7 protein-coding genes are annotated in these 12,087 nt (G+C 58.2%); all 7 read right to left on the bottom strand.

Annotated elements, in window-relative coordinates; genetic code table 11:
* Positions 1-39 precede the first annotated feature (39 nt).
* Complete coding sequence (gene bamA / locus BQ7486_RS06500; RefSeq protein ID WP_084765741.1) at positions 40-2,340, bottom strand: outer membrane protein assembly factor BamA; 2,301 nt, start codon at positions 2,338-2,340, stop codon at positions 40-42.
* Positions 2,341-2,445: 105 nt separating this feature from the next.
* Entirely contained in the window at positions 2,446-3,801 is a 1,356-nt protein-coding gene (gene rseP / locus BQ7486_RS06495; protein WP_074009411.1) for an RIP metalloprotease RseP, read from the bottom strand.
* A 40-nt stretch (positions 3,802-3,841) separates the two neighbouring features.
* Entirely contained in the window at positions 3,842-5,017 is a 1,176-nt protein-coding gene (locus tag BQ7486_RS06490) for a 1-deoxy-D-xylulose-5-phosphate reductoisomerase (protein ID WP_084765794.1), read from the bottom strand.
* 261 nt (positions 5,018-5,278) lie between these two features.
* On the bottom strand, positions 5,279-6,349 hold the full coding sequence (ppk2, locus tag BQ7486_RS06485; protein WP_074009410.1) for a polyphosphate kinase 2: 1,071 nt from the start codon (positions 6,347-6,349) through the stop codon (positions 5,279-5,281).
* 23 nt (positions 6,350-6,372) lie between these two features.
* The gene (locus BQ7486_RS06480; RefSeq protein WP_074009409.1) at positions 6,373-7,521 is read right to left on the bottom strand and encodes a metallophosphoesterase; all 1,149 of its coding nucleotides are present in this window, start codon (positions 7,519-7,521) and stop codon (positions 6,373-6,375) included.
* A 3-nt stretch (positions 7,522-7,524) separates the two neighbouring features.
* On the bottom strand, positions 7,525-9,465 hold the full coding sequence (locus BQ7486_RS06475; protein WP_074009408.1) for a histidine kinase: 1,941 nt from the start codon (positions 9,463-9,465) through the stop codon (positions 7,525-7,527).
* Between the two features lie 12 nt (positions 9,466-9,477).
* On the bottom strand, positions 9,478-12,045 hold the full coding sequence (gene parC / locus BQ7486_RS06470; protein WP_084765738.1) for a DNA topoisomerase IV subunit A: 2,568 nt from the start codon (positions 12,043-12,045) through the stop codon (positions 9,478-9,480).
* Positions 12,046-12,087: the final 42 nt, after the last annotated feature.

Raw genomic sequence — 12,087 nt, 5'->3', positions numbered from 1 at the left:
TGTCCGGACGCAGTTTGTGCGCCCGGACAGAAGAAACTCTTAGAAGCCCGTACCGATCTGGAACTGGAAGCGCTGCGTGTTGTCGCCGTCCTTCTTGTTGATCGGGAAGGCAAGCGAGAACTTCAGGGGCCCCAGGGGCGAAATCCAGGCAATACCAAAGCCCCAGGAGTAACGGAGGTCATCCAGAGCAAAGTTCGTTTCGCCGCTTCCGCTGTAGCCCCAGACGTTGCCGCCGTCCAAGAACATCAATCCGCGCAGGGTCTTGTCGGCCCCCGGCAGCGGCATCAGGAGTTCCGCGGAGAAAACAAGCTGCTGGTTGCCGCCCAGGTTGTCACCGTTCGTGTCCTTCGGACCCAGGCTTGAGCTTTCGTAGCCTCGCACCGAGCCGATGCCGCCTGCGTAGAAGTTCTTAAAGAACGGATAGCGCTTGTTGCCGTAGCTGTCGCCGTAACCGGCCTGCATGTTGAGGCCCAGCGTCCAGAAGTTCGTGATCGGCAGGTACTGCGTGATCTGATAGGTCGCGCGGTAGTACTGCGTATCGAGGGCCGGCAACGACACTTCCGCGTTAAAGCGCTGATAGCGTCCGCGCGTGGGGGCCAATACATTGTCTCGGCTGTCGCGCGACCAACCTAAAGTCAGAAGCAGTGACTGCGGCTTATCGCCGTACTGATCCACATAGTCCCAGTAGCGCGGAGGCGACGGGTCCGTGCCGCCTCTTAAATCAACCTTCGTCATTTCCCAGCGGGTACCGACGAAGATGCGGTCAAGTTCGGTCACAGGAACACCAAAGCTGATGCCCGCGCCGATCGTTTCGTAGGCAACGTTGGAGACATCGAGCTCATCGAGGTCAACACGCCGGTCGTAGATATCCCAGTTGCGGCTGATCCCTTCGGGCGTGATGTAGGGTTCCGTGAGGCTGAAGGCGTACGTTCTCTGGCTCTTTGAAGTATTCACCTCAATGGAGGTCGACTTACCGGAACCGAAGACGTTGTCCTGGGCAAAGCCCGCGGACAAGATGATGCCGTCGCTGGTGGAGTAACCGGCACCGAGAGAAATCGAACCCGTGGGACGTTCTTTCACGGCAATGTCAAGGTCCACCTGATCGCGCGTGCCCTGCACGGGCTTGGGTTCGGCGGTCACCGAATCGAAGTAGCCGAGACGGTCGATGCGGTCGCGGGAAAGCTTTACTTTGTCGCTGTCAAACCAGGCCGATTCATACTGACGCACTTCACGGCGGATCACGTCGTCACGCGTGCGGGTGTTGCCGGTGATGTTGACGTGGCGCACGTAGGCACGGCGCCCCGGGTCGATCGTATAGACGATTTCGACGGTGTCTTTTTCAGCGTTTGCCACCGGGTTGGGTGTGGCCGTACAGAAGGCGTAGCCGAGCGTCGAGAACTTGTCCACAATCGCCTGGCTGATGTTGTTGACCTTCTCGGCGTTGTAGGTCTCACCCGTTTCAAAAGTCAAAAGCGGCTCAATTTCTTTTTCCAGGCCCAGCATATCGCCCGCAAGCTTCACGCCGCTCACGGTGTACTTCTCACCCTCGGTCATGTTGATGGTGATAAAGACGTCAGCCTTGTTGGGCGCGACCGACACCTGCACGCTGTCGATCTTAAAGTCGAGGTAACCCTGGTTCAGATAAAAGCTTCTGAGGGTTTCAAGGTCGGCTGCGAGCTTTTCGCGGGAATAGAGGTCGCGCCGCGTGTACCAGCTCGACCACTTGTGTTCACTGAGCTGCATCAGGTCCATGAGTTCATCGGCATCAAACAAGTTGTTCCCGACGAAACGGATCTGCTTAATGGAACTTGCGCTTCCCTCGTCCACATTCATCGTGACGCGCACGCGGTTGCGGGGCAACGGTGTCGTGGTGGTGTTCACCTGCACGCCGTAGTAGCCCTTGGAGAGGTACTGACGGCGCATTTCCTGATCGGCCCGGTCAAGCACGGACTGGTCAAAGATGCGGCCTTCAGCCAGGCCCACGTCACGGAGGCTTTTTTCCACGCCGTCCTTATCAAAGGCCTTGATGCCGCTTGTTTCAATGGTGGCGACAGCCGGGCGCTCGGTGATGCGGATCACGATCACGTCGCCGTCGGCACCCACCGAGACGTCACGGAAAAGTCCGGAGCCGTAAAGCGAATGAATGGCTTCGGTACCGCGTTCCGGCGTGTATTCATCGCCCACCCGAAACGGCAGATGGGAAAACACCGTACCCGGTTCGGTTCGCTGAATCCCTTCAACGCGGATGTCGCGGATGGTAAACACCTGTGCGGCCGCAGACACAGCAAATGCCGCGAGCACGGCAACGGCGGCACTGCGCAAGAAAAACTTTTCCGTCATTTATGTTCTTTATTCAATGGAACAAGGCCCGGCGTTGTCGTGAAAAAACGCCGGGAGAAGCGCCCGCAAACCGTGTGGCACGGCTTATCGGGCACAGAAACTGCGTCAGTTTAGCCCGAAGAGGCGCGTTATGTCATTACCCACAGCCAAAACCATCAGCAAAAGAAGCAGAAAAACACCGATTTTCTGCCCCCACTCGGCAACCTGCGGCGCGGGTTTGCGGCCCGTCACCATTTCATACAAATAAAACATGAGGTGTCCGCCGTCGAGAACCGGCACCGGCAGGAGATTTAAAACACCGATGCTGATTGAGATGAGCGCCAGGAAAAGCACATACGGCACAAACCCGTATTGAAGGGTTTGCCCGGCCATATCCCCGATTGCAACGGGTCCGGAAATGCTTTTGACGCTGACGTTTCCGGAAAGCATCCCGGCGACGGAATTCACGGTAAGCCGGATCGTGTCCCAGACCTTCACGCCCCCGATGCCCAAAGCGTCAACCGGCCCCGCGTGTTCAAAGACAAAGTCCCCGACGGAGCCAAGGCTCGCGCCGATGCGGCCGATCGTCTGACCGTTTACGTTCTCGGGGCGCACTTCGGTGACGACGGTGCGCTCAACACCTTCGGGGTTTGTAACCCGCATCTCCAGCGTTTTTCCGGTCTTTGCGCGGATGGCCGTAATCATTGACTGCACGCCCGTGACCGGTTTTCCGTCAAGCGTCAGAACCGTATCGCCGCGGGCAAGTCCCGCAGCCTCCGCTGCCCCGCCCTTTATGACTTCAGCCACTACGACGGCCTGCGTATAGGGCATAAGGCCCAGGTACTCCAGAGGATCGGTCTGGCCGTCACCGTGAAAGGCGGAGAGGTCAAAACGCACGGTGCGCGGCACGCCCCCTTCGGTCGTCACCGTTGCGGGAACGTCGGCTTCGCCCATGTGGTTTAAAAATTCCATCCGCACGGCGTTGCGGGTCTTAACCGAAACGTCTGCGACCCGGGTAACCGAATCACCGGCGTCAATCCGCAATTCATACGCCTGGGTTCCGGCAGGGGGCACGCCCATCTTCCCGGACGGTTCATACGTCCCGAGCATTGCCAAAGCGGCATAAATCAACGCCGCCAGGATGAGGTTCATCGCGGGGCCCGCAAACACCACGGCAAAGCGGCGCCAGACGGACTTGCGGTCAAAGGCATTGGCCCAGTCGGCTTCCGAAAAAGTCTTCCCTTCTTTTAAAAGGTCCTCTTTTTCGGCCGTATCAAGCATCTTGACGTAGCCCCCCAGGGGCCACATCGAAAGCCGCCATTCGCAGCCGCGCTTATCGGGTCTCTTTAAAAGAACCTTACCGAAGCCAAATGAAAACGCGAGGATTTTTACGCCCGCCATGCGGGCGACAATGTAGTGTCCCCATTCGTGAATGACGACAATGATCCCTACCGTGAGGACAAAACCAATGATTCCGAGCATGTTCCCGTCTTAATAGATGGCGGTTGCAGATTGTTGGGTATCAGCGTGATTTCTGAGCGACCCAGCGCTGAGCTCTCTGCCGGGCTTCTTTGTCGGCAGCCAAAATTTCTTCGAGCGACGCGGGCGCCTCACCCTGGAACTTGCTCATCATCACCGAGCAGAGTTTGGCAATGTCGGTGAAACGGATTCTGCCGTCCAGAAACGCCCTTACCCCCACTTCGTTGGCGGCATTTAACACGATCGAGGAAATCCCGCCCATGTTAAGTGCCTCATAGGCGTAGGAAAGCTGCGGGAAGCGCTCGGTGTCGGGCTCTTCAAACGTCAGGGCACTCACTTTTGTGAAGTCGAGGCGGTCCACGCCGCCGTCCAAGCGCTCCGGATACCCCAGACACCAGGCAATGGGCATACACATGTCCGCGGGCCCCATCTGCGCGAGGACCGCACCGTCCCCGTACTGCACCATCGAGTGAATCACCGACTGCGGATGGATGACGGTGCGGATACGCTCCGCAGGGACCCCGAACAAGTGATGCGCTTCAATGACTTCAAGCCCCTTATTCATGAGGGTTGCCGAGTCAATGGAAATTTTGGCGCCCATGTGCCATGTGGGGTGAGCCAAGGCCATTTCCGGGGTCACCTCCGAGAGGTCCAGGGACTTCTGATGGTGAAAGGGGCCCCCTGAGCAGGTAAGCCAAATGACGGCGTCACGTTTGGCCTCGTCGTCAGCCGATGCCAGGCACTGCGCTACCGCATTGTGTTCACTGTCAACAGGCAAAAGGAGCGCCTTATTCTCACGCACGGTCTGCATGAGAAGCTCCCCTCCGCACACCACGCTTTCTTTGTTGGCAAGTAAAAGGCGCTTTCCTGCCTTGGCCGCCGCAAAGCTCGGCGCAACGCCCGCGGCACCCACCACGGCCTGCACCACGACGTCCACATCCTGCATCGCGGCAATATCGCTGATCGCGTCAGCGCCCGCCGCCACGCTCACGCCGGTGATGCCGAGTTTGCGCATCTCCTCAACAAGGGCCTTATAGCGAGATTCATCGGCAATTGCGACGATATAGGGACGCCAAACGCTTGCAAGCTGCGCGAGCTTTTCCACGTTGGACCCTGCAGTAAGCGCAAACACTCGGTAGCGCTCCTGATAGCGGGAGATAACTTCAAGCGCGCTGCGGCCGATCGAACCGGTAGCGCCCAAAACGGCGATGTTTGTCAGTGACGTCATAGATGGGAGGAGCCTTCAGACCTCTTGGTCCTGCCGGCCCCTGAGACAACCGCAGTGAAAGTTGCGGAGCGGGTACATTGTAGACGATGCGGCCGAGCGATAATTTCCTTAAAAATCAAAGGCAGTTTCCAGCAAAGCATTGAAAGTTAGAATTTCAAAGGCGCTCTGACTTCTCCGGAAGGAAGCCTTTTGGGAATACCGCAAGCAAAGCCGGCACCGGGCGGATTTCCGTTCTCGCTACCTGCCCTCGTCTTATGCTTTAAGCCTCAGATACTCCGGCACCGAAAGCACAATCCGCCCGTCGATGCGCTCGACAAAGTCCGTGCGCTTTTCACCGTAGTCCGAGTCATTTAACACCACGCGGATGGCGTTAAGCCGTGCACGGCGCTTATCATCACTGCGGATAATGGTCCAGGGTGCGTAAGGCGCTTCCGTCGTGCGGAACATTCGTTCAATTGCGGCGGTGTATTCGTCCCACTTGTCAAGCGACGCCAAATCCACGGGCGAAAGCTTCCAGCGGCGCAGCGGATCGATCTTGCGCTGCTTAAACCGGCGCTTCTGTTCCTTACGGCCCACATCAAGCCAAAACTTAAAAAGCTGGATGCCGTTATCGACGAGGCTCTTTTCAAAGTTCAGAACTTCCCGTAAAAAGAGCTCGGTCTGCTCCTTGGTGCAAAAGCCCATGACGGGTTCCACCACGGCCCGGTTGTACCAGGAGCGGTCAAAAAAGACGATTTCCCCGGGGCTCGGGAGTTGATTGACGTACCGCTGAAAGAACCACTGTCCCTTTTCGGCGTCCGTGGGTTTAGCCAGAGCCACGATGCGCGCGCCGCGCGGATTCATGTTTTCCACGAAGCGCTGAATGGTGCCTCCCTTACCTGCGGCGTCACGGCCCTCAAAAAGGATGATTACCTTCTTGCCCTTTTCCTTCACGTCCTTCTGCAGTTTCAGAAGCTCAATCTGAAGCCCGTAGAGCTCTTCTTCGTAAAGGTCGTTGTCGTAGCCGTTCGCATAGGGATAAGCGCCTTCAGCGGCTTGAGGGACCAGATCGTTCATGTGCTCGAGAACTTTGCCCGTTTCTTCAAACCGTTTGGCAGCCTCCCGCGCAATGAGGTCATGCAGGACCTTATCGCGCGTCTCAGGCGGAAAGCGCGCGGTGATTGTCTCTGCGAGTGTCGCGGGCTCAGCGGCGAACCCCGCCCCCGCGAGGCTCTTTAAGAGGCGTTTAACGGCTTGGGCGCCGTCGTCTTTGGCATCAATCACGGCCACGCGGTCGATTTCCTCAGTGAGGTGCTTTTCTTTGTCTTCCGTCTTTTTGGCCATGGTCTGTCTCCGGATATAAGTCCTCAGGACGATTTCTTGAGTGTAATTAAAGTCACCTCACCCGTGGTGCCGATTCGCAAAGGAAAACCGTTCCAGAGGTAGGTGCCCTGATTAATGTAGAGCCTGAGATTTCCGGCACCCGTTTCGGCTGCCGGGATGTTGTAGAGGCCTTTCAAAAGCCCCGCGTTAAGGCGCTCCGTCACAAACGCAATGCCGGGCGCCTGCCCGCCGTGCGTGTGGCCGCTAAGCTGCAGGTCAACGCCACGGCCCGCGACCTTAAAGGCGAGCTTGGGCTGGTGCGCAAGCAGCAAAACCGTTGCGTCGGGCGAACCGAAAAGCGCTTTCTCAAGGTTCGGCAGTTCCCGGCCGAAACGCGCGGCCATGGGGTCTGTGAGCCCTGCGACCACCAAAGGCGTCCCCTTTACATCTATAACGCCGTGAGCATTCCAAAGCATCCTTACGCCGAGTTTGGGGAAAAGTTCCCGCCACCCCGCGTAATCCGTGTAGTGCTCATGATTGCCGTCAACGCCCCACACACCGTAGGGAGCCCGAAGATCCTTTAAAGCCTGCATCACAGGCGCCAGGTGCGCGGCCGTACCGTCCGCAAAATCTCCGGTGAGCGCAATAAGGTCGGGCTTAAGAGCATTCACCGCCGCCACAGCCTTTTCAAGGCGCTTTCCGGTAATCAGCGAACTCACGTGAAGGTCAGAAACCTGTGCAACCGAGAAGCCGTCCAACGCTCCCGGCAACCCGTCAACGGCAATCTCCACCCGCACGACTTCGGGCGCGGCAAGCGCCCGCCATTCGCCCCAGGCAGTGGCAAAAACAGCCACGGCGGCAATCACGGCCGCAAGGGACTTAATTTTTGCCAGCCGATTAAAGGGAAGCCCCGGCGCAATGCGAAGAAAAAGCGAGACGACTTCGCGCAAAGCGGTCAACGCCGCCGCGCAGACCACCGTGAGTTCGAGGTAGTCCCCGATGACCATCACAGCTTCCGGCAACACCGGCGCCACCATGGAGCCCCCGACTACAACCACAACACTCGGGAAAAGGGCACCCGCTGCCAAAAGAACGGCCCAGAACACGCGCCACCTGAGGCTTACCGTCACGGGCCACACCGCCCGAAAAAAGACAAAGAGCGCCAATAGCGGCAGGATCACAGCAAAGCGCATAACTTAATGCACCTCGCGGAAAAGGGCTGCGGGAATCGAAAGCCGTACGGCCGTGCCGTGCGGGAAGACCGAAGCGTCCACCGGGCCGATTGCCACGCTCGCACCGATCTTTTCCGCGCGCTCGCGCATGATGTTCATGCCGACGTGGCGTTTGCCGCGCTGCTTTAAGAGTTCCATATCAATGCCGCAGCCATTATCCATGACGGTCAGCGTAAAGTCAGCGCGGCTGTCGATGACGATTCTCACGTCCGTGGCGTGCGAGTGCTTGCGCACGTTGGCCAAAGCTTCCTGCATGATGAAAATCACCTGCAGCTGCTGCTTGTCGGTGAGGTTCGGTTCCTTGCCTTCCGAGATAATCTGGGCCTTGAGTTTGGTCTGAATCTCAAAGCGTTCAATCGCGGTCGCAATTGCTGCGGCAAAGCTTTCCTTATGAAGCCGCTCGCGGAAGTTCAGCAACAGCTCACGGACGTCTTCGTAGCACTCCTGCACGCCGGTGCGGATCTGTGCGACGGTGTCGTTCACAAGCGCCTTATCGTCGTTTTTAAGGCCGCTTTCAAGTAACTGCACCTGAATGTTTAAAAACGACAAAGACTGAGCGATCGAATCGTGCAGCCCCTGCGCCATGAGCGTGCGCTCCTGCACGACCGCGTACTGCTGGTCGCGGGCAATGAGGCGGATATTGTCAATGGCAACCCCAAGGTGCGAACCGAAACTCTCATAGAGCCGGTAGTTTTGTGCCGCCAGCTGCTTCGTTTCGTCGTAGCACAAGAGAAAAATCCCGAGGTTTTTGGTGCCGCTTCGGATATGGAAAACGTAGGTCGTGCGGATTCGCGGACTCGTGCCTTCGGTCTCCCGCAGAGACGTCAGAAAATCAGCCGGCGTCTCGGGCGTCACGCGAAGCGGCAGGTCCGCCTCCATCGCGTTTTTAAGCTGCACGAGAGGCAGAGGCTTCGCCGCCCACCGGGAAAAAAGCGCTTCCGGCAGGCCGCTGCCGGCCGCAAGTTCCAGGGTCTTTGTCTTTTCGTTCAGCAAAAAGACCGCGCAGCCCGAGGCATTCGTGAAGTGCATTAGCCGCGCCGTAAAGCCTTCGCAGATCTCATCCACGCTGTGCTGACGCCCGAGGTAAGAAGACAACTCATAAAGCTGCGCAAGATTGCGGTTTTTTTCTTCAACAGCCTGCGTTTTTTCGGTGACCTTGCCTTCAAGGTTTTCCACGAGGTCTTCAAGGCGCCCGGCCATCGCGTTAAAGCCCTGGCCGATACGCTCAAACTCTTCGCTTGTGGGTTCCGGGTTCACCCGCGTGGAAAGATTTCCCCTCGTGACGCTTTCAATCCCGCGCCGCAGGGCTTCCGTGGGACGGATCACCCAGCGCAGTAGCAGGGCCATGATCACAAAGAGACTTCCCACCGCAAGCACAATGATCGCAAGCTGAATCCACCGCTGGTAGCTCATCAGTACCGTGCGGCTTTTTTCCAGATACTGCTGCAGCTGCGTGAGCTCCGTGAGAATCGTCGTGAGGCGCTTGGGGTCAACTGCCGTTCCGTTTAAATGCGCATCGGTAAAAAGCGGGAGTACCGTGCCGATCCATTCGCGGTTAATGCGCACCACACGGCCGGTGACGGCCTCATCGCGCCAAATCGCGGAATTAAGCCACTCGTCGCCCTGCTCCATTTTCTCGAGATCCTCGGCAAAACGGCGCACGGCGCTCTGATAAAGGGCATCAGACGCGGTGTCGTTGACGGCAGCGTTCACCTGATACACCCCGGTCTTCATGCTTTCCACCCGGTTGATGACGGTGGAACTCGCTTCCATCTGCCAGCCCAGCACCACGGTGTATCCGAGGCACATACTGATAAAGGACACCCAAAGCATGGTGAGCGCCAGAAGGCGCAGCGAAAGCGACCGAAACAACCCTTTGACGCGCTTGGGATAAAGTGACTCCATCTCTTATACCGTTTAGAAAAGTGTGGGTTCAGGCTCTTCTTCCTGCGCGGCGGCCTCCCCGCCGCCGGCGGCTTGGGTCGGGATGGCAGAGAGCATCTGCGCGGCAAAGCGGATCGGAAGCGGCCGGCCCTTACGCGCCCTGTGCCCGAACTGCTGCTGCCAGTCGGCCTTCACCAGTGTCTTCTGACGCACCGTGCTGCGGCCCTTGCCGCTTACGATGCAGCCTGTGTCGCCTGCGGTCAGCACGGCGAGCAGCTTTTCACCGGGGTTAAGGTCCATGAGGATCACACCCTTGCCGCCGCCACGGAGTTCCCTTAATTCCGAGAGGTCAAACACGAGAAGCCGGCCTTCACCGGAAAGGCACGCGAGGTACGGCGTCTCTTTACCGATCACCTGCGGCACAAGCAGCTTGGCGCCCTCATCGGGCCTCATAAAGGCTTTGCCGCTTCTCACGCGCGCAAAGAGATCTGACAGACGGCACTTCAGCCCAAAACCGTTGTCGGTCGCAAAGACAACACCCTCTTCGCCTTTACCGGCAAGGTACCCCACAATCTCGGTCTTTGCGTCAATATCAAAGAAACTTGTGAGCGGCAGGCCGTCACCGCGGGCTCCGGGCAATTGCGCCACCGGCGTCGAATACGTGCGGCCGTCGGAAGCAACCGCAACAAGCGTATCGGTCGTCATGCATTCCAAGGAGACCAAGAGGTCGTCGCCCACCTTGAAGTTCATGAGGGACGCATCATGCCCGTGGCCGGTGCGCGAGCGCACAAAGCCCTTCTGGGAAATCACCACCGTCACAGGGTCGTTGGTGACCACCTGCTCGACCACCGCTTTTTTGGCGGCTTCAACAAGCGTTCTGCGCTCGTCCCCGAAGGCCTTCACGGCTTCCTTGGTTTCCTTGGCAATCAGGCGTTTCAGAACCTTTTCGTCGCCCAGAATTTTCTCGAGTTCGGCCTTCTCGGCTTCAAGCGTCTTGATTTCTTTGAGGATGCGCTCGTACTCGAGGTTTGCGATCTGTCTTAAGCGCAGGTCAAGGATGTCGGCAACCTGTTCCTCAGAAAGCTTAAATTCCTTCGCAAGCACCTCAGCCGGCTTTTCTTCAAACCGGATGATTTCAATCACGCGCTCGATGTTGTCGCAGCAGATGACGCGACCCTGAAGGATGTGAAGCCGCGCAAGCACCTTTTTAAGCCTTGCGTCCGTGCGGGCGCGCACAATCCCCATGCGGGCGTTCACCCATTCCGAGAGCACTGTTCTCAGGCCCTTTTGCGCGGGACGCCCGTCGGTTCCGATCATCACGAGGTTAATCGGGGCGTTGGATTCAAGCGACGTCTGCGCAAGCAAGGTATTCACAAAGAGATCACGGTCAATGCGCGAGGTCTTCGGTTCAAACACGAGCCGCACGGGCTCGTCTTTGCTGCATTCGTTTCTGACGCGCTCCAGAACCGCGAGCATCGCGCTCTTTGTCTGCTGCTGATCGGCTGTGAGCGCTTTTTTGCCGGCTTTGGGTTTGGGATTGGTGATTTCCTCGATTTCCGAGAGCACGCCTTCGGCGCTTGCCGCCGGCGGCAGTTCATCAATCACAAGCTGCCACTGCCCGCGCTGCAGGTCTTCAAAGTGGTAGCGCGCCCGCACGCGAAAGCTCCCTCGACCCGATGCATAAGCTGCGCGGATTTCCGCGGGCGACGTGATGATCTGACCGCCCCCCGGGAAGTCCGGCGCCGGAATCTTTTCCAAAATGTCGTCTAACGTCGCATCGGGGTGCGCTAAAAGAAGCAATACGGCGTCTGCGACCTCCGTGAGGTTGTGCGGCGGAATTTCCGTTGCCATACCCACGGCGATGCCGCTTGCGCCGTTTAACAGCAGCAGCGGAAGCTTTGCCGGCAGCACCGCCGGTTCCTTCAAGGTGCCGTCGTAGTTGGAAAGAAACTCCACGTCCTCGCTGTCGATTTCGTCCAAAAGCAGCGACGCCGCTTTCTGAAGCCTCACTTCGGTGTAACGCATGGCAGCCGGCCCGTCCCCGTCGCGACTGCCGAAATTGCCCTTACCGTCAACGAGGGGATAGCGCATCGAGAAAGGCTGCGCCATTCGCACCATCGCGTCATAGGCCGCCTGATCGCCGTGGGGATGGTATTTACCGATCACATCGCCCACCACGCGGGCGCTTTTTGAAAAGCGGTCCGAGGCGGTTAAGTGCAGCCGCTGCATCGCGTAAAGAATACGGCGCTGCACGGGCTTCATGCCGTCAACAACGTCGGGCAGAGCACGGCTTTTCACAACCGACAGGGCGTACTCGAGATAGGCGCGTGCCGCGTAGTGCGCAAGCGTCAATTCATCTGCATCGGTTTCTTTAGGCGGCAGGTCGCCTGCAAGCGCCGCAGGCAGCAGATTCTTTTTCTCAGCGGGAGCCTCGCTTTCGCCGGCTTCACCATCCTGAGGCGCTGCATCAGAAGTTTCGGAAGCCTGATCAGCCTCCGGCGTTTCCTTGCCCTCCTCGGTCGCATCAGGAGCCGCGTCCTTCACCTTTTCTTCCGGGAAAAGTTCTGTCGTCACGTTTTTGCCGTCTGTTGCCTTGGCCATAAAAATTACCGTCTGTCCGTCAAGAAAAAGATTGCGCCCGTG

This window comes from Duodenibacillus massiliensis (assembly GCF_900128485.1).
GTDB lineage: Bacteria > Pseudomonadota > Gammaproteobacteria > Burkholderiales > Burkholderiaceae_F > Duodenibacillus > Duodenibacillus massiliensis.
Note: the sequence above shows the minus strand (reverse complement) of the source record. Positions and strands in the feature narration are given on the sequence as shown.